At 66.6% G+C, this 20,280-nt stretch carries 20 protein-coding genes; 12 read left to right on the top strand and 8 right to left on the bottom strand.

Annotated elements, in window-relative coordinates; all coding sequences use genetic code 11:
* The first annotated feature begins 4 nt into the window (after positions 1 to 4).
* The 4 genes from CAL28_RS15330 (at position 5) to CAL28_RS15315 (ending at position 5,241) form a co-directional block, all read left to right on the top strand.
* Positions 5 to 1,546 (top strand): class I adenylate-forming enzyme family protein, encoded by a 1,542-nt coding sequence (locus CAL28_RS15330; RefSeq protein ID WP_094842174.1) that lies wholly within the window; start codon positions 5 to 7, stop codon positions 1,544 to 1,546.
* A complete protein-coding gene (locus CAL28_RS15325) occupies positions 1,543 to 2,715 on the top strand; it encodes an acyl-CoA dehydrogenase family protein (protein ID WP_094842173.1) in 1,173 nt (390 codons plus the stop codon). The genes CAL28_RS15330 and CAL28_RS15325 overlap by 4 nt, the downstream gene beginning before the upstream one ends.
* Positions 2,712 to 3,752 (top strand): acyl-CoA dehydrogenase family protein, encoded by a 1,041-nt coding sequence (locus CAL28_RS15320; RefSeq protein ID WP_094842172.1) that lies wholly within the window; start codon positions 2,712 to 2,714, stop codon positions 3,750 to 3,752. The genes CAL28_RS15325 and CAL28_RS15320 overlap by 4 nt, the downstream gene beginning before the upstream one ends.
* 442 nt (positions 3,753 to 4,194) lie before the next feature.
* A complete protein-coding gene (locus tag CAL28_RS15315; RefSeq protein ID WP_094842171.1) occupies positions 4,195 to 5,241 on the top strand; it encodes a DNA-binding protein in 1,047 nt (348 codons plus the stop codon).
* Positions 5,242 to 5,267: 26 nt separating this feature from the next.
* Here the strand turns inward: CAL28_RS15315 and CAL28_RS15310 are convergent, their stop codons facing one another.
* Positions 5,268 to 6,695 (bottom strand): NAD-dependent succinate-semialdehyde dehydrogenase, encoded by a 1,428-nt coding sequence (locus CAL28_RS15310; RefSeq protein ID WP_094842170.1) that lies wholly within the window; start codon positions 6,693 to 6,695, stop codon positions 5,268 to 5,270.
* Positions 6,696 to 7,021: 326 nt separating this feature from the next.
* Here CAL28_RS15310 and CAL28_RS15305 point away from each other — a divergent pair, with 326 nt between their 5' ends.
* Both CAL28_RS15305 and CAL28_RS15300 read left to right on the top strand, forming a co-directional pair.
* The gene (locus tag CAL28_RS15305; RefSeq protein WP_176464007.1) at positions 7,022 to 8,005 is read left to right on the top strand and encodes a Bug family tripartite tricarboxylate transporter substrate binding protein; all 984 of its coding nucleotides are present in this window, start codon (positions 7,022 to 7,024) and stop codon (positions 8,003 to 8,005) included.
* Between the two features lie 93 nt (positions 8,006 to 8,098).
* Entirely contained in the window at positions 8,099 to 9,214 is a 1,116-nt protein-coding gene (locus CAL28_RS15300) for an iron-containing alcohol dehydrogenase (RefSeq protein WP_094842168.1), read from the top strand.
* Between the two features lie 14 nt (positions 9,215 to 9,228).
* On the opposite strand, the gene CAL28_RS15295 is transcribed toward CAL28_RS15300, so the two are convergent.
* The gene (locus CAL28_RS15295) at positions 9,229 to 10,122 is read right to left on the bottom strand and encodes a LysR family transcriptional regulator (protein WP_094842167.1); all 894 of its coding nucleotides are present in this window, start codon (positions 10,120 to 10,122) and stop codon (positions 9,229 to 9,231) included.
* A 180-nt stretch (positions 10,123 to 10,302) separates the two neighbouring features.
* Between CAL28_RS15295 and CAL28_RS15290 the strand changes: the two genes are divergently transcribed.
* The gene (locus CAL28_RS15290) at positions 10,303 to 11,502 is read left to right on the top strand and encodes a lysozyme inhibitor LprI family protein (RefSeq protein ID WP_141218195.1); all 1,200 of its coding nucleotides are present in this window, start codon (positions 10,303 to 10,305) and stop codon (positions 11,500 to 11,502) included.
* 89 nt (positions 11,503 to 11,591) lie between these two features.
* Here CAL28_RS15290 and CAL28_RS15285 read toward each other — a convergent pair whose 3' ends face one another.
* The 3 genes from CAL28_RS15285 to CAL28_RS15275 all read right to left on the bottom strand — a co-directional run bounded on the left by CAL28_RS15285 (position 11,592) and on the right by CAL28_RS15275 (position 14,430).
* The gene (locus CAL28_RS15285; protein WP_094842165.1) at positions 11,592 to 12,905 is read right to left on the bottom strand and encodes a type II toxin-antitoxin system HipA family toxin; all 1,314 of its coding nucleotides are present in this window, start codon (positions 12,903 to 12,905) and stop codon (positions 11,592 to 11,594) included.
* Between the two features lie 14 nt (positions 12,906 to 12,919).
* Entirely contained in the window at positions 12,920 to 13,264 is a 345-nt protein-coding gene (locus CAL28_RS15280; protein ID WP_094842164.1) for a helix-turn-helix transcriptional regulator, read from the bottom strand.
* A 173-nt stretch (positions 13,265 to 13,437) separates the two neighbouring features.
* On the bottom strand, positions 13,438 to 14,430 hold the full coding sequence (locus tag CAL28_RS15275; RefSeq protein ID WP_094842163.1) for a Bug family tripartite tricarboxylate transporter substrate binding protein: 993 nt from the start codon (positions 14,428 to 14,430) through the stop codon (positions 13,438 to 13,440).
* A 171-nt stretch (positions 14,431 to 14,601) separates the two neighbouring features.
* Here CAL28_RS15275 and CAL28_RS15270 point away from each other — a divergent pair, with 171 nt between their 5' ends.
* A complete protein-coding gene (locus tag CAL28_RS15270; protein ID WP_094842162.1) occupies positions 14,602 to 15,168 on the top strand; it encodes a type 1 glutamine amidotransferase domain-containing protein in 567 nt (188 codons plus the stop codon).
* Here the strand turns inward: CAL28_RS15270 and CAL28_RS15265 are convergent.
* Positions 15,113 to 16,282: a DNA topoisomerase IB gene (locus CAL28_RS15265; protein WP_094842161.1), complete on the bottom strand. Its 1,170-nt coding sequence runs from the start codon at positions 16,280 to 16,282 to the stop codon at positions 15,113 to 15,115. The two genes, CAL28_RS15270 and CAL28_RS15265, sit on opposite strands and share 56 nt — an antisense overlap.
* Before the next feature lie 77 nt (positions 16,283 to 16,359).
* Positions 16,360 to 16,893, bottom strand: a complete 534-nt coding sequence (locus CAL28_RS15260) for a hypothetical protein (protein WP_094844646.1) — start codon at positions 16,891 to 16,893, stop codon at positions 16,360 to 16,362.
* 172 nt (positions 16,894 to 17,065) lie between these two features.
* Between CAL28_RS15260 and CAL28_RS15255 the strand changes: the two genes are divergently transcribed.
* The 3 genes from CAL28_RS15255 to CAL28_RS15245 all read left to right on the top strand — a co-directional run bounded on the left by CAL28_RS15255 (position 17,066) and on the right by CAL28_RS15245 (position 18,416).
* Positions 17,066 to 17,311: an AbrB/MazE/SpoVT family DNA-binding domain-containing protein gene (locus tag CAL28_RS15255; protein WP_094842160.1), complete on the top strand. Its 246-nt coding sequence runs from the start codon at positions 17,066 to 17,068 to the stop codon at positions 17,309 to 17,311.
* Positions 17,308 to 17,703 (top strand): PIN domain-containing protein, encoded by a 396-nt coding sequence (locus CAL28_RS15250; RefSeq protein WP_094842159.1) that lies wholly within the window; start codon positions 17,308 to 17,310, stop codon positions 17,701 to 17,703. The genes CAL28_RS15255 and CAL28_RS15250 overlap by 4 nt, the downstream gene beginning before the upstream one ends.
* A gap of 89 nt (positions 17,704 to 17,792) precedes the next feature.
* Positions 17,793 to 18,416 carry a class I SAM-dependent methyltransferase gene (locus CAL28_RS15245; protein ID WP_094842158.1) on the top strand — a complete coding sequence of 208 codons (624 nt, stop codon included), beginning with the start codon at positions 17,793 to 17,795 and terminating at the stop codon, positions 18,414 to 18,416.
* On the opposite strand, the gene CAL28_RS15240 is transcribed toward CAL28_RS15245, so the two are convergent.
* Complete coding sequence (locus tag CAL28_RS15240; protein WP_094842157.1) at positions 18,409 to 19,296, bottom strand: LysR family transcriptional regulator; 888 nt, start codon at positions 19,294 to 19,296, stop codon at positions 18,409 to 18,411. The genes CAL28_RS15245 and CAL28_RS15240 overlap by 8 nt on opposite strands.
* A 118-nt stretch (positions 19,297 to 19,414) precedes the next feature.
* On the opposite strand from CAL28_RS15240, the gene CAL28_RS15235 reads away from it, so the two are divergent.
* Entirely contained in the window at positions 19,415 to 20,239 is an 825-nt protein-coding gene (locus CAL28_RS15235; protein ID WP_094842156.1) for a TauD/TfdA dioxygenase family protein, read from the top strand.
* Positions 20,240 to 20,280 lie beyond the last annotated feature (41 nt).

Here is a 20,280-nt window from a genome sequence, read left to right as displayed (position 1 = left end):
CGTCATGCGGCTCGAACAATTCCTGGCAGCGCATGCGCTGCGCTTTCCCGGCAAGACGGCGGTGAAATGCGGTGACCGGTCCCTGACGTACGCCGAACTGCTGGCCACCTCCCGGTCGCTGGCCGCGGGCATGCGGCGAGCGGGAGTAGGGCCGGGCGATCGCGTGGTGGTTTACCTGCCCAACTGCATCGAGATCGCGCAGGTGCTGTACGCCGCCTTCTGGCTGGGGGCGTTGGTCATTCCGGTGAACACGCGCAATACGCCACGCGAGCTGGCGTACTTCGCGCGGGATAGCCAGGCCTGCATGCTGGTATTCCATGCGGACGACGCGCCGGCCATCGACGCCCTGGGCGACGGGTTGCGCGGCCTGCGCCGCGTCGTCGTGGACGGTGCCGCGCACGACGCGCAAGCCCTGGCGACGCTGATGCGGCCGTCCGACGAGCGCCTGCCCGATGTGCCGCTGCATCCGGACGATGCGATGATCCTCTATACCTCGGGCACGACGGGCCAGCCGAAGGGCGCGATCCTGACGCACGCGAATTTCGTTATCGGCAATGCTTTCATCAACGCCGTGGAATGGGGCATTACCTCGGATGACGTCTTCCTCGTCACGACGCCGCTGGCCCACCGCACCGGTCTGGCGCGGCTGATGAACTCCATGGGCCTGGGCGCGACCCTGGTGGTGATGGAACGCTTCGATGCGCGGCAGGCCGTGGACATCATCGAGCGCGAGTACGTCACGGCCGCCGGCATGGTGCCCACGGTTGCGCGCATGCTGATGCCTATCCTGGAAGAACAGGCATCGCGCTGCGCGACCCTGCGCCACATCATCGTCACGGGCGAGGCCTTCCCGATCGAGCTCAAGCGCCGGATGATAGAGAGGCTGCCTGGCGCCCGGCTGCATTCCTTTTTCGCCATGACCGAAGTCGGATCGGTCACCGTCCTCAATCACGAGGAGCAGTTCACCCATCCCGGCTCGGTGGGCCGCGTGACGCCCGGCGTGGAAGTCAAGCTGGTCGACGAGCGGGGGCAGCGGGTGTCCGTGGACGACGTCGGTGAAATCCTGGTGCGCGCCGGCGAGGCCGGACGCTTCACGACCATGCGTGGCTACTACGGACGGCCCGAGGCGACCGCGGAAACCATCGTCGACGGCTGGGTGCATACCGGCGACATGGGCCGCTTCGATAGCGACGGCTATCTGTATATCGTGGATCGCAAGAAGGACATGGTGCTGAGCGGCGGCTTCAATATCTACACCAAAGAGGTGGAACAGGCGCTGGCCGAGCATCCCGCCGTGGCCGATGTGGCGGTGGTCGGCGTGCCGGACCCCATCTATGGCGAGGCAGTGGCCGCGTTCATCGAACTGTGCCCGGGCGCGACGCTCAGCGTGGAGGCTGTCCAGGCGCATGCGCGCGAACGGATCGCCAGCTACAAGAAGCCCAAGCATGTCTTCTTCGTCGAGGCGCTGCCGCGCAGCGGCGTCGGGAAAGTGCTGAAACGGGATCTGCGGGAAATCGCCCTGTCCAGAATGGTGCAAGCCGCATGACGCTCAGAACCGAAACCGACGGGCAGGCGGCTTTCCGCGCGGAGGTGCGGGCCTGGCTGCGCGAACATGTGCCGGCATCCTTGCGTCATGCGACGTTTCGTCCCTCGCCGGAACAGGCGATGCAATGGTACCGGACGCTGTCGCGGCGCGGCTGGATCGCCCCGCATTGGCCACGCGAACACGGCGGGATGGGGGCCACGCCGATGGAGCAGTTGATCCTGATGGAGGAGATGGCGCTCGCGGGCACGCCCGACATCCCCACCCAGGGGCTGAACCACATCGGACCGCTGCTGATCTCGCGCGGTACGCCCGCGCAGCGGGCGCGGCACCTGCCGGCCATCCTGGCGGGCGACGCGATCTGGTGCCAGGGCTATTCCGAACCCGGCGCGGGCTCGGACCTGGCCAGCCTGTCCACGCGGGGCCAGGTACGTGACGGGCACCTGGTCATCAACGGGCACAAGATCTGGACGACGTGGGGACATCATGCGGACTGGATGTTCGCGCTGGTGCGCACCTCGAATGAAGGCAGGCCCAGGGACGGGATTACCTTCGTCCTGATCCCCATGGCTACCTTCGGCATCCGGCGGCGTCCCATACGCACCATCGCCGGCGATGACGAATTCGCGGAGGTATTCCTCGACGACGTCGCAGTGCCGCTGGACAACGTGGTGGGTGAAGTGAACCGGGGTTGGGAAGTGGCAACGGCGGTCCTCAGCGAAGAGCGTCTGCGGATCGGCTCTCCGGCGCAGGCGCTGCGGGCCCGTGAACGGCTGCGCATGATGCTGCGCGCCGCGCCGGCGGCCCAGGTGCCGGCCAGCGTGCGCGAAGAGGCGGCGTTGGCCGAGGTCGAGGTGCAGGCCTTGTGCGCGGCTTACCTGGAGGCGGCCGAAGCCGCGCCTGGAGAGGCGCGGGAAGGCGGCGTGGACAGCGCCTATTTGAAGCTGCTGGCCACGGACACCGTGCATCTGCTGCTGGATCTGGCGCGGCGTGTCGCCGGCCCGGGCGCGGCGCTGCGCGATCCCTCGCGCCACGGCGAGGACCTGCTCGACGCCACGCAGATGTTCCTGCAGGCCCGCCGCCTGGGTATCTATGGCGGTAGCAGCGAGGTGCAGCGCGGCATTATCGCGACTCGGGTACTGGACCTGCCGGCCGCGGGGAGCAAGCGATGAACGGGGAATACGCCGCGCAGCTGCGGATGATAGGCGAGAGCGCCGCGCATTTCGCCGCCGGCCAGGGCGGCGCGGCGGCGGCGCGTGCCGTCCAGGAAGGCGGTACGGCGTGGGATATGGCCGCCTGGAAAGACATCGGCGCCCTGGGCTGGTTCGGCATCGCCGTGGGGGAAGAGCAGGGCGGCCTGGGCCTGTCCGCGCCCGCGGCAGTCGTGGTCGCCCAGGAGGCCGGGCGCGCGTTGATGATGCCGCCGGTGGCGTCGGGCATTGCCGTCGCGGCCATCCTGGCCCAGGCCGGCGATGCGCCAGGGCGGGTCCTGGAGGACGTGCTTGCCGGAAATATCCTTGCCGTGCCGGCACCGGTGGCGGCGGCTGAAGACGGGGCGCGCGGCGCCACGCTGGTCCCGGACGCGGGAAGGGCGACGCATTGGCTGCTGGCCGCGGAATGCGAAAGCCCTTTCGAGGCCCGGCTGATCGCCAGGGGCGCGCCGGGAACGCAATGCGAGACGCGCCCGGCCGTGGATGGGACCGGGCTGGCCGACATCCGGGTCAGCGCGTCCGCTTGGGGGGACGCGCCTGTCATGCTGGATCGGGCACACGGTCCGGCCGCATGGCGGGAGGGCCATCACCTGCTATGGCTGCTGGACGCTGCCTATCTGAGCGGCCTGACGGAAGCCGCGCTTGAGCTGGCGCTGGAATACATGCGGCTGCGCCGGCAGTTCGGTGTGCCCGTCGGCAGCTTCCAGGCCTTGCAGCATCGCGCCGCGATGTGTCATGTGGACGGCAAGGCCACCCGTGCCCTGGTCCACGAAGCCGCGCAGGCGTGGGGTGGGGCACGGCAGGGCTGGGCGGCGGCGGCCGCCTACCACCGCGCCGCGGCGTCCGCCCTGCGCGTGACGAAGGAAGTCATCCAATTCCATGGCGCCATCGGTTTCGCGGATGAGCACGACGCGGGCCTGTTTCTGAAACGCGCGATGACCGTGGGCGCGCGTCATGGACGGGACGTTCGTCAGGTACTGATGGGCGGGATGGAGTAATCCTCCGGGGATCCGGAGCACCCGTCCTTCGCGGTTGGCCTGGTGGCCAAGGCAACCGCGATTCCGCATCGGCGCTCGGTGCGCGGTGCGCCCCCATTCCGCGCCGCGCGCTGCCGGGCCCGGCCGATCTCAATGCGCCGCCCGATGGCCGCCGCCGGGACATCCCAAACCATTTTCCCCAGCATCGCCGCCTATGGGCGGCCCCGCTGCACGAACGGCGTCGTTTTCCGCTGATGCTTTCCCGTGGCCCCACCACGATTCCGCGAGCGAGTGTATGATATATTACGTACGATGTAAGATATAACGGTACAGACGATAAATTAGATTGGATAACTATCCCTTATCGCAACTTATCGTTGGTGATGCAGCCCGGAGATGCGCCGACAGGCGAGGGACCGCCGAGGCGCCTTCACCACGTACGGTTTTCCCATAGAGATTGCCCATGGCCATTACCGAACTGGACGTGCACGGCGCCGCCGACGCGTTGTTGCGCGAGGGCGAGCGCCCGACCATCGAACGCGTCCGCCTGAAACTGGGACGCGGGTCTCCCAATACCATCACTGGCTTTTTGAACACCTGGTTTGCCGGCCTGGGCGAACGCCTTGCCGGCGCCCGCGACGCCACGCTGCCGGACCCGGTGGCGAAACTGGCGCAGGAAGTCTGGCGCGCGGCGATCGAGCAGGCGCGGCGGCAAGCCGAGACGCATCAGTCCGAGGCGGCCGCCGAGCTGGCCAGGGAACGCGATCGCCTGGCGGCCATGGAGGAAGAGCTCCACCAGGGCCAGGAACGCTTGCAGGCCCGCGAGGCCGACCTGGAATTGGGTTTGCAGGCATTGCGCGAACAAGTCGTGGCGGCGCAGGACGCCGCCTACACCGCCACGGTCCGCTTGCAGGCCGAACAGCAGCAACTGGCCGGGGCGCGCGATTCGCTTGCGCAGGCGCGTGCCGAGGCCGAGTCCTTGCGCGGCCAACTCGTCGATATGCAGACGCATCAGGCGCGGTCGCTGGCCGACGCGCACGATAGGCATGCGGCGCAAGAACGCAGATGGTTGAATGACCTGGATGCGGAGCGCCAGCTCACCAAGCGACTGAATGCCGAGCTGGAGCGCACGCGGCAGGCGGCGGACCGCGATCGGCAGGCCGCGGAACAGGAAAGGCAGGGCGCGGAACGGCAGAGGCAGGCGGCCGAGCAGGCGCGTGGCGAAGCGCAGGCCCAGGCCGCGGAGCTGCAGAACGAGTTGCGCCGCGCGTTGCGGACGGAGACTTCGTTGCGCGAGGAACTGGCCGCCACGACGGCGCGCCTGGACGCGGCGGAGACCGCCGCGGGCGTGAACGAAACAGCCGCCGCGCGGCGCGAAGCCGATCTGCTGCGCCAGGTTCGGGACCTATCCGCGCAGTTGGCAGCCAGGGAGAAGCAACTGGACGAATGGGCCCGATCCCTGGCGCCGCGCCGGGCCGCGCGCCGCGATACCAAGCCGCAGGCCGGCTGATACGGCGCGGGTGCTTCGCCTGCCTTCTACCGATGGGTAATGAACTTGGTGACCAGATAGCCATCGAAGGTCTCGGCGCCGCCTTCGCTGCCCATGCCGCTGTCCTTGACGCCGCCGAACGGCATTTCCGCCGCGCCGCTGCCATAGTGATTGATGTTCACCATGCCGGCTTCCAGCGCATTGGAGGCCAGGGTCGCCGTCCTTAGCGACTCCGTGAAGACGTAGGAACTCAGCCCATACGGCAGGGCATTGGCCAGCCGTATGCCGTCCTCGAACGTATCGAAGGGCGCCACGGGCGCGATGGGGCCGAAGGGTTCTTCATGCATCAAACGCGCATCGGCCGCGAGGCCCGCGACGACGGTCGGCGCGAAGAACGATCCGCGCGTACCGATGCGGGCGCCGCCCGTCAGCACTTCGCCCTTGCGCTGCCGCACGTCTTCCATGAAGCCTTCCATCGCGGCGACGCGGCGGTCGTGCACCAGCGGCCCCATGTCCACGCCGTCCTCCAGGCCGTCGCCCACCTTCAGCGCGCGCGTGACCTCGACGAACCGCGCGACGAAGCGATCGTAGGCCTTGCGCTGCACAAAGAAGCGCGAAGGGGATATGCAGACCTGCCCCGCATTGCGCATCTTGAATCGCGCCAGCAGGTCGGCCGCCCGGTCCAGATCGGCATCGTCGAACACGAGGACGGGCGCGTGGCCGCCCAGCTCCATGGTCATGCGTTTCATGTGGCTGGCCGCCAGCGCGGCCACCTGCTTGCCCACCACGGTGGAGCCGGTGAAAGACACCTTGCGCACGATGGGCGAGCGGATCAGGTAGCCGGATATATCGGCCGGCACGCCCCACACCAGGTTCAGGCAGCCGGCCGGCAGGCCCGCGTCGTGCAGGGCACGCACCAGCGCGATGACGCCGCTGGGGCTGTCTTCCGGGCCTTTGATGATGAGCGTGCAGCCGCTGCCCAGGGCCGCGAAGACCTTGCGCGAAGCCTGTCCGATCGGAAAATTCCAGGGCGAGAACGCCACGCACACGCCCACTGGTTCGCGCTGCACGAACTGGCGCACATCCGCCTGGCGCGGCGGGATCACGCGGCCGTAGATACGGCGGCCTTCCTCCGCGTGCCAATCGGCGTGTTCGGCGCTCTTATCGGTTTCGGCCAGTGCCTCGGACAGGGGTTTACCCTGGTCCAGGGAGATATTGCGGGCGATCTCGCCGACACGCTCGCGCAGCAGGTCGCCGGCCTTGCGCAGGATGGCCGACCGTTCCAGGGGCGAGGTGCGTTTCCAGGTCTCGAATGCCTTCCGCGCGGCGGCCAGCGCCTGGTCCAGGTCTTCCGTGGTGGCATGCGGCAGGTGGCCCAGGACTTCGCCATTGGCGGGATTCGTCACGGGCTGCGTAGTTCGCCCGTCGGCGGCGATAAAGCGCCCGTTGATGTAAAGGGCCGGATGTTCGTACATCGTTGTGTCTCCTGTTGTTTCGCGGCGCCTGGAATGCGACGGGCTATGGTAGCAACGGCGCGACGGCGCCGATTTCTTTTTGGGAACGCCACCGTTCTCGTTTGGAAAAACCGGCCCCCCGCGGTGCCGCGGGCCGGATAGCGGGACGGCACGCAGGCGGGCGTGCCGCGGCGGGACCCTTGCCCGGCGGAGAACTGCGATGTTCCAAAAATTCAATGCGCCCGCCCGTGGCATGGCCATAATCTTGCGTGGTATCCGGTCCAAGGCCGGATGCCACGGCAGCCGGCGCAACGCGGCGCCGAAAACAAAACAAAATGGAGACATTCATGGGCCCGATCCGCAAGCTCAAGCACCTCTTTGCCGCCGTGGCGGCCGTTGCCGGCGTGGCGCTGGCACACCCCGCATGGGCCGACTACCCCGACCGTCCGGTTTCGGTCATCGTCGGATTCCCGGCGGGCGGCTCGGCGGACCCCTTCGCGCGGCTGTTCGGCCAGGAGCTTTCCAAGAAATGGGGGCAGCCCGTCGTCATCGAGAACAAGGCCGGCGCCAATGCCCTGATCGGTACCGGCTATGTGGCCAAGGCAGCGCCCGACGGCTATACGCTGCTGGTGGCGCTGGGCAACCATACGATGAATCCGGCGATGTACAAGGGCATGCAGTTCGACACGTCCAAGGATTTCGCGCCCATCGCGCTGCTGGCGCTGGCGCCCAACGTGCTGGTGGTTCGCAACAATTTCCCGGCCAAGGACTTCAAGGAATTCCTGGAGGTGCTCAAGCGCAACCCGGGCAAGTTCACGTATGCGTCTTCCGGCAATGGAGGGACACCCCATCTGGCGGGGGTGCTGTTCAGCCAGAAGACCGATACGTCCATCCTGCACGTGCCGTACAAGGGCGCGGCGCCGGCAATCGCCGACCTGATGGGCGGCACGGTGGATATGTCCTTCGCGACGCTCAGTTCGGCGCTGCCGCAGATCAAGGCAGGCAAGATCCGCGCGCTGGCCATTACCTATGACAAGCGCGTGCCGCAGTTGCCCGATGTGCCGTCGCTCGACGAACTGGGCGTGAAGGGCGTCAACATCGCGACGTGGTACGGCTTCCTGGCGCCGGCCGGCACGCCGCCCAAGGTGATCGAGAAGATCCATGCGGACCTGGCGGAAATCGCCGCGCGCCCGGCGGTGCGGGAACAACTGACGACCATGCTGGGATCGGTGGTCATTTCCGAAGGCCCGGCCCAGTTCCAGCAGCGCATCGACAGGGAACTCGGCGAATGGGACGCGGTGATCAAGAAGGCCGGCCTGGCGCTGAACTGACGCCCCGCCCGCGGCATGCCGCCGCGCCCGTGGCGCCGCCCTTGCGCGTCATGTTCCTGCCTGTGTTTCCACGATTTACGGTGAGAGGTCCGCGTGTCCATCCTACAGTTCCTGACCAAAGTGCATTTCGATTACGGTAGCCGGCGCGAATTGCCCGGCGAGCTGGCGCGCAACGGCGTGCGGCGGCCCTTGTTCGTGACCGACAAGGGCCTGATCGCCGCCGGGGTATTCGCCATGGCGATCGAGCCTTTGGGCGGGGCCGGCGACGCGCCGGTCTTCGACGATACGCCGGCCAATCCCACCGAAGACGCCGTCGAGGCAGGCCATGCGATGTTCGGCCGCGAACGCTGCGACGGCATCGTCGCCATCGGCGGCGGTGCCTCGCTGGACCTGGCCAAGGCGATTGCCGTGATGTGCGGCGATCCCGCGCCCTTGTGGGAATACTGCAACCGCCATCCCAAGCCACGGCCGGTAGCCGCCACGCCGCCGCTGATCGTGCTGCCCACCACGTCGGGCAGCGGCAGCGAAGTCGGCCGCTCCGCGGTCATCATCTTCCGTAACGGTATCAAGGCCGGCGTGGGGTGCCCCAATGTGGTGAAGGCCGCCATCTGCGATCCCGAACTCACGCTGGGACTGCCGCGCTATATGACGGCCGCGACCGGCATGGATGCCCTGACGCACTGCGTCGAAACCTTCTGCTCCCCGGTCGTCAATCCGCCGGCCGATGCCATCGCGCTGGACGGCCTGAAGCGGGTGTACGCCAATATCGAACGCGTGACCGCGGACGGCAGCGACCGCGACGCCCGCTGGCACATGATGATGGGCGCCCTGGAAGGCGCGATCTGCTTCCAGAAAGGACTGGGCGCGGTGCACTCGATGTCGCATGCATTGGGGGCGCTGAACCATCATCACGGTACGCTCAACGCGATCCTGCTGCCGCACGTGATCGGCTACAACCGCGAGTGGCTGGCCGGCAAATTGCCCGCCTTGCGCCAGGCCATGGGGTTGGCGGACGACGCGGACCTGGCACGGGTATTCCTGGACTTGAACAGAAGGCTCGGCCTGCCTTCGGGCCTGAAGGCGCTGGGCGTGGACCCCGCGATCTTCGATGCCATCGCCGATGCGTCGCTCGCCGACAACGCCCACAAGACCAACCCGCGTCCGCTCGCCAAACAGGACTATCTCGACTTGCTGGCGGCGGCGTACTGAGCGCCGCGCGGCTTTCAGGCCGCGGGGGCGCGCAGGACTTCCACCAGTTCGTCGACCGCCTGGTCGCGGTCGCGGTTGTGCCGCACGCAGACATACAACTGCCGCTCGGCCCAGTCGTCCTCCAGCCGCAGCCATACCAGGCCCATATCGACCAGGTATTTGCTGGCGATCGATTCGGGCAATACCGCCAGGCCCAGGCCTTCCTGCACCATGCGGCAGCGCGCCTCGAAGTTCGAGACTTGCAGCCGCACGTTCGGCGGCCGCGACACCGACTGATCGACATAGGCAAGGAACTGGTCGTAGGAATGGCGCGGGAAATAACCGACCAGGTCGTAATCGACGGCGTCCTCCAGGTGGACCGCCTTGCGGTCGGCCAGCGGATGGCCCAGCGGGACCACCAGGCCGACCCGGTCGCGGATATACGGATGGGACACCACGCCGGGCGCCGGGTGGCGGCCGTGATAGATGCCGATATCGGCCCGGTCTTCCGCCACCATGCGGGGGATTTCGTCGCTATAGCATTCCAGTAGATCCACGCTGACTTGCGGGTTCGCGCGCAGGTAGCGGCCGATCTGCGACGGCAGCATGACGAGAATGGGCGAGGGCAGGCTCGCCAGGCGTATCTTGGCCATGCCGTCCACGGCATAGCCCTCCACCGCGGCTTCGGCCAGGTGCAGGCTGCGCAGGATGGCCTTGGCGCGCTGGTAAAGCAGCATGCCCGCGGGCGTCGGCTCCACGCCGCGCCCGTGCCGGTGCAATAGCACGCGGTTCAGATGGCGTTCCATGTCGGCCACCCGCTTGCTGGCTGCCGATGTCACAAGGCTTTGGCGTTCGGCGGCCCTGGACAGACTTTTTTCCTCCACCGCCGCGACGAATATTTTCAGGGCTGGTATGTCCAGGCCGCTCATGTTGTGCTCCCCCACCGATATGCCGGCGATGGGCCGGCAAGGCGCACCAGTGTAGCCGCCGCCGCGTTTTCGTACCGCGTCGCGCGGGGGGCGTTTCCGCGCGCTTTGCGGGCGGAGCCCTCCGGCCTGGGTCACACACCGCGCGTACAATCCCTGTTTCCAAAAACCGCGGGAGCGATCGTGTACGGACGGTTGGTGGGCATTATCGGTATGTGCTTCAGTGGCGTCCTGCTGTCGCTGGGAACGACTAACATCGCGCGAGCCGCATCCTTCGATTGCAAAAAGGCGTCCGGCAAGGTCGAGCACGCGATCTGCGATGACCGGAACCTTGACTGGCTGGACCAGTCCATGGGGTTGCTCTATGCCGACGCGCGGGCGAGTTCGACCGACGAAGCCGCTGCCGCCTTGCGGCGCGACCAGGTCGAATGGCTGAAGGCACGCAATGCCTGCGTTGCGCTGCCGAATGGGGTGGACGATTGCTTGAAAGGGCAGATGCAAACGCGCATCGCCCAGTTGGATGACGCCAAGAAGCGCGCCCAGGCATCGCTGGACCGGGTGCTTGCGAAGATTCCCTCGGATCCTGTGGCCGCCGCGAATGCCTTACGCCGCTACCATGTGGGATTGAGCGCGGCCTGGATGCTCTATCTGCACAAATTCGTGCCGGCCGCCGGGGTTACCGCCGCGGAAGCGCGGCAGAACCTGAAAATCGCCCAGGCCGCGCTGGCCGATGAACCCAACGTGTCGGCCATCATGGAAGACATGGAGAAGGACAAGGGCGCGAACTCCGGCATCTATGTGCTGACGATGCTCAGGCTGCATATCGAGCGCGCGGGCTATGAACCGCCGCGAGCGCCGGTGCATTGCTTCATTTTCGCGCGCCAGGACGAAGCCTACGATGCCTTCGGTCCGTTCTACGGATCTTCGCAGGACGCCGCGGCGCCCATCTGCAGTCCGCAAGGAGACCTGTTCGAACAACCCGCCTGGAAGACGCTGGCGCAGGCGGTCAATCCGGCGCTGGCCAAGGCGACGCCGAAGCAGGGCACATTGCGTTTTTCGAGCTTTGCGCAGTGGAACATTCTGGCGCTGCGCGCTACGGTGTCTCCGCGCGATTTCCTGAAGCCGCCCAAGGGTGGGGCGAAGGACGCTGCCGGCGACAGCCCGGAGCAGCAGATCCGCGACTGGACCGACAACGATAGCTGGCCGCAAGCCCAGCGCGACCAGGCGTTGGCCGCGGTGGCGGCGACCGAAAAGGCGACGGCACAGTGGCTGCAGTCGCAACGGGGCTTGTCGCCGGATGAAGCAGCGAAGGCTGCCCATGCCATTGTGCAGGAATGGCTGGATCAACGCGTTTCCTACATGCAGGAAGCCGGGGGCGGCTGATTCGGGGCAGGCGGCCGTCGGGCGCTTGTTCCATGGCCCACCGGTCGCGGATATACGGATGGGACACCACGCCGCGCCGTCGTGCCGCGTCACGCGGGCGGTTCGCCGATGTGCCAGGCGCTCAGGGATGCCTCGATGCGTTCGACCTCGGCGGGCGTCATGCCCGCTTCGTCGTAATAACGCTGCCGCTGCGAGACCACCGCGCGCACGCGATCCAGGATGGCGCGCGCCGCGTCCTCGCCGCGCAGGCCGAAGCGGCGGTATTCGGTCAGGCAATTCTCGAACGAGCTTACCCGGCCCTGCGCGCCCACGTGCAGATAGTGGCGGGCCGACCCTTCCTGCGTGGTGACGTCGAAAAGCGGCGCCAGGCGATAGGTGTCGGCGTTCTCGTCCTTCAGAAAGCCGATGTTCTTCAGATGATCGTCGGTGTTGTGCACGGCGACATTGAGCATCATGCGGGCATACAGCTCCTGCAGGTCGCGCACCGGATTGGACGAAATGCGGCGGATGACGTCAGCCAGCCGCGCATAGGAAAACGTCGCCTTGCCGCGGGGCCCGTCCAGTTCGCGTTTGCCGATCGAGACCGACGGGCTGATCAGCGCCGCGCCGCTCAGGAAGTGCCGCCGCGCGACGACGGGGCTGCTGCCGTCCTTCGGCGGCAGCAGGTCGCGGTCGAAGCGGTGGGTCAGCAGGACCGCGCCCAGGTGGGTTTCGACCAGGCGGATGTGCGGCACGGTCAGCCCGATATCGCGGGCCATCCGCAGGTTCGCATATTCCACCCGCTGGCGGTCGTAGGATTCGCCCCGGCGCGGAAACTTGGCGATCCACATCTCGCCGCGGTCGTCGCGCACGATGGTCTTGGGGCGGGCGCCGCCGATGTCCCAGGAGCTGCCCAGCAGATCGCGGTAAAGCCCCTTGGGCTGGATACCCTGGTCGATGTCGGCGATCAGGTCCGCCAGAGAGTCGACTTCCGCGATTTCGGGCAGCCGGTACACCTTGCGCATATTGGGCGTCAGCAGGCGTGCGCTGAAGAAGAGGGCGCCCACGCCCATGCCGCGGCCTTTCAGCAGGACTTCGTCCTCCGGCACGCGGGCGCCGGCGTTGTCCATGCGCATGACGTTGCGGCCCCAGGCGTCCGGCGCGGCGTCGAAGATCGCACCCAGGGTTTCGTAGCGGCTGGTGGTGCTGAACGTGGTGGCGGAGTCCGCCAGCGGCAGGTTCAGCGGATCCAGCGGAAAGGCGCGCGGATCGTTCACATAGGAACGCACATAGGTGAACTGCGCGAAGAAGCTGTCTTCCCCGGCATCGTCCAGCGTCAGGACGCCGCACAGCACGGCTTCGCCGCGGATATCGACGTAGACGAAAAGCTCGCTTTCCACGTCCTTGGGCTTGCGCTTGCTCATGGCGGGCGAGGGCCTTAGAGGGTGTCCGGATCGGCGCGGTGGGCGTGCGGGGCCTTGCGCGAGCCTCGCGCCGGCCTGCGCACGGCATCCAGGCGCTGGCCGACCTTATCCCGTTCCGGATCGGCCAGCTGGAACAACTGCTCGCTGAAGCCGTACTGGAGCAGGGCTTCGAACAGGAGCGCGGCCGAGACGCCGCCATCGCCCTTTTCCAGCCGGACGATGGTGGAACGGGAGACGCCGATGCGCTCGGCCAGCGCGGCTTCGGTTTCGGCGCGGCGCAGGCGCGCGGTGCGCAGATTCGCGCCGACCTGGGCCAGGGCCTGGGCGGCGTCGAAGGTGGGCGCGATTTTCTTTTTCATGTATCAATAATAATACTTTTCATCGGATTATGTACTATTAATGATTCAAGGCCGCTTCAGCCGCTGACTCATTAAAAAGACATAAATCGCACAAATGTACTATTAATGATGCATCGTACCGGGTCGGGGCGCGCCGCTGCGGGCGTTTCGCCGCCGCCATGCGGCCCGCGCGATCATTGCGGCGCGATCTTCGCGTCCTTGATGACCTTCGCCCACTTCGTCGTTTCGGACTGGATGAATGCGGCGAACTCCTCCGGTGTGCCGCCCGCGGCCTGGCTGCCCGAATCGACGATGGCCTTGGCGACTTCCGGGTCCTTCAGTATCGCGTTCAATTCCGTGTTCAGCCGGTCGATGATGGGCCGCGGGGTGCCGGCGGGCGCGATGATGCCTTGCCAGTTGTACGACTCGTAGCCGGGCAGTCCGGATTCCGCCATGGTGGGCACGTCCGGCAGGACTGCCAGGCGGCGCGAGGCGGTCACGGCGATGGGCCGGACTTTATTGCCCTGGATGGCCGGCAGGGCCGCGTAGCCCATTTCGAACATCATGGTGATGTGTCCGCCCATCAGGTCGGTGGAAGCCAGGTTGCCGCCTTTGTAGGGTACGTGCGTGATTTCGATGTGGGCCTGCTCGGCGAACATTTCGCCGGACAGGTGGTGCGCGCCGCCCACGCCCGAGGACCCGAACGTCAGCTTGCCGGGCTCCGCCTTGGCCAGGGCGATCAATTCCCCCAGGTTCTTCGCCTTGACGGAATTGTTGACGCTCAGCACCAGCGGGCTGTTCTCGATCAGGATGACCGGCGCCAGATCCTTGGCCGGATCGTAGGGAATGCTCTGCATGAGGCTGGGGTTGACGGCCAGGGGGGCCAGGTTGCCCGCGCCGATGGTGTATCCGTCCGGATTGGCGCGCGCGATGAAGGTGGTCCCCACCACGCCGCCGGCGCCGGCGCGGTTCTCCACGATCACCGACTGCTTCAGCCGGGGTTCCAGCTTGGCCGCGATCAGCCGCATGCGCGTGTCCGCGAAGCCGCCGGGGGCGTAGGGGATCACGATGGTGATGGGCTTGGCGGGCCAGTCTCCGCTGCCTTGCGCGCCTGCCGGCGCGGCGTGGACGAGCAGCGTTGCGGCCAGCCCCGCGGCGGCCAGGATGTGTTTTGCGTATGCCTTCATTGTGGATGTCTCCCGTGGACGTCGAAGTCGTCATGCCGTGGTGTATTTATCGTCGTTCGGCATGCTGTAAGGATTGTGCCTGGAATTCACGGTGGCATCCCGCTTGCTGCCTCCGGCCCATCGCCGGTAGCGCCGGCGATCCGGAACAAACCATGGATTCAGGAGTACGCAATGGCTAAGGAATTGAAAGATGTATCGGTGGCGGTCCTGGCGGTCGACGGGTTCGAACAGGCGGAATTGACCGAGCCCTGCAAGGCGATCGTGGCCGCGGGCGGCCGCGCCGTCATCGTATCCAGCAAGCTCGACCCCATCCAGGGCTTCAAGCATACGGACAAGGGCGAGACGGTGAAGGTCGACCTGACGTTCAGCGATGTCGACGCCGAGCCGGAGAACTTCGATGGCGTCATGCTGCCCGGCGGCGTGGTCAACGCCGACGAGATCCGGCGGCATCCCAAGGCGCAGGACTTCGTGCGCCGCATGGACGCGGCGGGCAAGCCTGTGGGGGTGATCTGCCACGGCCCGTGGCTGCTGATATCCGCGGGCCTGGTGAAGGGGCGGACCCTGACGAGCTGGCCATCGCTGCAGGATGACCTGCGCAATGCCGGCGCGACCTGGGTGGACAAGGAAGTCGTGGTCGACCGCAACTGGGTCAGCAGCCGCAAGCCCGACGACCTGCCGGCATTCAACCGGGAATTTCTAGCGCTGCTGGCGAAGAGCGCGCACGCGCACCCCGCTTGACCGGCGTGGACGAGGCCGCGGGTCGTTGCGATGCCGCGGCCGCGGGAGCGCCGGCAAGGAAATGCAGCAGGCGCCTTTCGTCGGCATCCAGCCCGCGCGGCGCGGCCGGTGCCGCCGCCCGCGCGGGCAATTCGCCCGCCAGATAAGCGTCGACGACACGCGGGTGGATATAGCACTTGCGGCAGACGGTGGGGGTGTTGCCCAGCCGCTTGGCGACGGCCTTCACCACCTCTACCACGTTGCGCTTGGCTTCGGCCTGCGTGGTCCACGGCCGTTTGGCCAGCTCCGCCAGGGCCAGTACCGATCCGGCCCAGGTGCGATAGTGCTTGGCCGTGAAGTCCGCCTGGCCGGCTTCGCGCAGATAGTCGTTGACGCAGCCGGAATCCACCACCCGCACCTTGCCATCCGCTTCACGATAGGTGAAAAGCTCGTGGCCGGTAATCTCCATGCAGCGCTTCACCACGGAGGCGATGCGGCGGTCGTTGACCGTGACGTCGTGTTCGATGCCGCTCTTGCCCTTGAAGCGGAAGCGGATGCGATCGCCCGCGACCGTCGTATGCCGGCGGCGCAGCGTCGTCAAGCCGTACGAACCGTTGGCGCGCGCGTAGGCGGGCGAGCCGATGCGGATCAGCGTGGTTTCCAGCAGGCGTACCACCACCGCCACGACCTTGTCGTGCGTCAGGCCGGGCCGGCGCAGGTCGCGCTCTACCTTGCGGCGGATGCGGGGCAGGGCCAGGGCGAAGGAAGCCAGCTGCTCGTACTTGTTGGCATCGCGGACGGCATGCCAGGACGCGTGATAGCGGTACTGCTTGCGGCCGCGCGCGTCGCGGCCCGTCGCCTGGATATGGCCCGCGGCGTCCGGGCATATCCAGACGTCCGTATAGGCCGGCGGAATCACCAGCGCGTTGATGCGGGCAATGACTTTCGGATCGCGTATGCGCTTGCCGCGGGCATCGAAGTATTCGTAGGTGCCGCCGGCCACCCGCCGCGTGATGCCCGGACCGTTGTCGTCGACATAGATCAGCCCGGCGATGGCGCAGCATGCGTCCTGCGCGGGGGCAGGTTCGGATGCGGCGTTCCTGGGGGTCGGCGATTCGGATGTGGCGAGCAGCATGGCAGGTTCCATCGAGGCAGCCTCGCCGAGCAAGCCGCATGCCCGGCACGGATGGGCGCCGCCGTCTCCGGCGCCTGCTATCCGCGCGGCGCGTCGCCCGCATCCAGCCGCAGCGACGGCGGTCGGGCCAGCGCCCGCCCCTTGGCGACCGCGCGCAGGGCATAGGCGATGGCCCCCGAAAACGCTTCGTCGTACCAGGGATTCATGCCGCTGGTGGCGACGACGATGCCGTCGACGATGGCGCTGCCCCATACCCCGGCATCGCCCGCGCGCAGCCGGTGCGGCGCCACGGTGCCCAGCGTGTGCGTGTCCCCGCCCAGGCGCCAGGCGGTGCGGGCCTTGGCCCTCGCATACGCCGCATAGTCCGCGTCCCAGCCGTCGCGGTCGCCGACGGCGTGCTCCAGCAGGATCGCCTCTTCGAATGTCGCCTCCCAGGGTTGCAGGGCGGGGTTCATGATCACGATATACAGGATGCCGCTTTCCCCGACGGCGGCGTTGCCCAGCGCCGCGTCGATGGAGGGCAGCACCAGCGCGACGGCCTGTTCGGCGGCGGCGCGGTCGAGGAAGAAGGGAAAGCCGTCGTGGGAAGCCTGGGGGGAGGGAGATTGCATGATGTCCTCGTGGTCGGTGGCGCGCGGTGAAGCAAAGCGCATGCCTTGCGCATGCCCATGCCTGGATCGCATGAACCGTCCCCGCGTGTGGCGGGTCGTTTGGGCAGCGGAACGCTTGACCCGCTAGATTCCTTACTTTAAAGTAAGGAATCTAAGATTCTGGGAGCGCGCCATGACTTCCGCGACGATCACGTCGAAGGGGCAAATTACGATTCCGATCGATGTCCGCAATGACCTGGGCGTGGGAACCGGCGACAGGATTGAGTTCGTCCTGAACGAGACCTCGGGTCGCTACGAATTGGTGCCGGCGACGACGGCGGTGACCTCGCTGAAGGGGCTGGTGTCGAAGCCTTCCAAGCCGGTGTCGGTGGACGACATGAACGCCGCGATCGCGGCACGCGGGGCCGGCAAGCGATGATCGGTCTCGATACGAATGTACTCGTCCGATATATCGCTCAGGACGACGCCACGCAATCGGCAAAGGCGACCGCGCTGATCGAATCCCTGAAGGAAGACTCGCAGGGGTTCGTGACACACGTGGTACTGGTCGAGGTGGTCTGGGTGCTCTCCAGTCTGTACTCGGCGGATCGCGGCCAGATCGCCAATGTGGTGGAAAATATTCTTCGAACCAAAGTGCTCTCGGTGCAGAGCGCGGAAACGGTTTGGAAAGCGCTGCGCGTTTTCGCCTCTTCGAAGGCCGATTTCGCGGACTGCCTTATCGAGCGTGTCTGCCACGATGCGCATTGCGACTACACGGCAACGTTCGATCGCAAGGCCGCCAAATCGGCCGGACTGCGATTGATCGGGTAGCGCGTCCGGCGCCCATGCATGGGCTGCCGGCACCGGCGATTCATGCCAATATGGCTACCTGATTGCTGTTTCACGCGAGGCTAACCATCATGCTCGAACGCAAGGATCTGCGGCATATCGCCCAGGAGACGCTGCGCCACTACCAGGAACGCGCCGACGCCTTCCGGGCGGGCACGCAAGACCACGATGTCAGCCAGAACATCGCCGCGCTGCTCACCAATATCCAGGGCAAGCCGCCTTTCCGCATCCTGGATTTCGGTTGCGGGCCGGGGCGGGACCTGCGCGCCTTTACCGCCGCTGGCCACCAGGCCATCGGTCTGGAAGGGCTGGCGGAGTTCGTCGAGATGGCCCGGGCCGCCTCGGGCTGCGAGGTCTGGCAGCAGGATTTCCTGGCGCTGGACCTTCCGGCCGCATATTTCGATGGCATCTACGCCAACGCGTCGCTGTTCCACGTGCCGTCCCAGGAGTTACCGCGCGTGCTGGCCGAGCTGCGTGCCGCCCTCAAGGACGGCGGCGTGCTTTTCGCGTCGAACCCGCGCGGCAATAACGAAGAAGGCTGGAACCGCGGCCGCTATGGCGCGTACCACGACCTGCAAAGCTGGCGCCGATACGCCGAAGCCGCCGGCTTCGCCGAAATCACGCACTACTACCGTCCTACCGGCTTGCCGTTCGAGCAGCAGCCCTGGCTGGCCAGCGTTTGGCGGGTCAGTTAGCGAAATGCCGGTCGCAGACCGCGATGAAATGATTGATCGTGGGCGTGGACTTGTCCTCGCGCCATGCCAGCCCCACGGAAAGATCCGGGGACTGCTCGCGGAAATCGCAGTAGGTGACGCCCGCCAGCGGCAGCATCGATTGTGAACGCGGGACAGGGGCGAAGCCGCGGCCGGCGGCCACCAGGGCCAGCGAGGCATGCATGGTCCGCACCTCGAAATAATCCAGGGGCCGGACGTCGTGGCGATGGAAGAAATCGCGAAACAGGCTCTGGGTGCTGCGCCGGACATCATGGCTGGGATAGCCGATCATGCTGCGGCCGTCCAGGTTTTTGACGGAAACCCGGCCGTTGCGGTCCAGCCCCCATTCGGTGGGAACGGCCACGGCGTAGCGCTCGGAAAACAGCCGACGCGTGCGCAGCGAACCGTGATGGATGGGTTCGCGTACCAGGCCGATGTCGATGGTGCCCTCCAGCAGCCGGCTGACCTGTTCCGTGGTGGTGTATTCCACCAGGTTCACGCGCCGGCGCGGGTCGTGCGAGAAATAATCGCGCAGCAGGGCAGGAAGGAAGGTATAGGTGTGCGCGTGCAGCAGGCCAAGCGTCAGCGTCAGGCTGTCCTTGTCGCGCGCGGCGTTGACCACTTCGCGGCATTGGTCGACGTCGCGAAGAATGGCGCGCGCGTGCTCCAGCAGCGCCTCGCCCTCGGCCGTCAGGCTTACCGAACGGGTCGTGCGGACCAGCAGCCTGCTGCCCAGCTCCGCTTCCAGTGCCTGGATGTGTTCGCTAAGGGGCGGCTGGCTGATTCCCAACCGGCTGGCGGCCCGGCCGAAATGCGTTTCCTCGGCCACCGCGACGAAATACCGCAGACGCTTGAGGTCCATGATTGATCCGGATATGCCTATTAATCGACGGTCGAAACTGTATTAGACGCTAATAATCGCCGCCGATAAACTCTTGCTCACACGGTCTGACGAAAGACCGGATCGAGGCGAGGATGACATGCGAATTGTGAGATTGACGGGGGTGATCGGCGCGGAGCTGCTGGATGTGGACGTCTCCAGGGCGCTCGCGGCCGGGGAGGTGGCGGCAATCCGCCAGGCGCTGCTGGACCACCAGGTGGTGTTCTTTCGCGACCAGCAACTGACGCCGGAACAGCACATCGCCTTCGCGCGATATTTCGGTGAAATCAGCATGACGCCGGTCTACCACACGCTGCCTGAATATCCGCAGATCATGCCGGTGGTCAAGGAGCCGACGGACAAGGACGTCATCGGCGATACCTGGCATACCGACGAGACATACCATCCGACGCCGCCGCTGGGGTCCATTCTTTACGGGCGGGAAGTGCCGGACGTCGGCGGGGATACGCTGTGGTGCAATCTGTATCGTGCCTATGACACCCTGTCCGACGGGATGAAAGAGATGCTGGGCGGGATGCGGGCGGTGCACAGCAATAATTTCCTGTCCGCCAATTCCCAGGCGCGCAACGCCACGCGATCGACCAAACTGCGCGAAGACGTGGGCGTGATCGACAGCGTGCATCCGGTCGTGCGCACGCATGAGGAAACGGGGCGCAAGTGCCTGTTCGTGAACCATCCGTTCACGTATTCCTTCGAAGGCATGACGCGCGAGGAAAGCCTGCCGCTGCTGCAGTTCCTTTACCAGCACAGCGCCAGGCCGGAGAACACCTGCCGCTTCCGCTGGCGCCAGGGTTCGATGGCCTTCTGGGACAATCGCTGCACCATGCACTACGCCATCAACGATTATCCCGGGCAGCGCCGGGCCATGCACCGGATCACGATCCAGGGCACGGCCCCCAGGTAGACCCGCGCTTTGCGCGGCGAGCGCCCACGCAGAGGGGCGCA

The organism is Bordetella genomosp. 11 (assembly GCF_002261215.1).
In the GTDB taxonomy this organism is placed as follows: domain Bacteria; phylum Pseudomonadota; class Gammaproteobacteria; order Burkholderiales; family Burkholderiaceae_B; genus Bordetella_C.
This window is presented reverse-complemented; position numbering and strand designations above follow the sequence as displayed.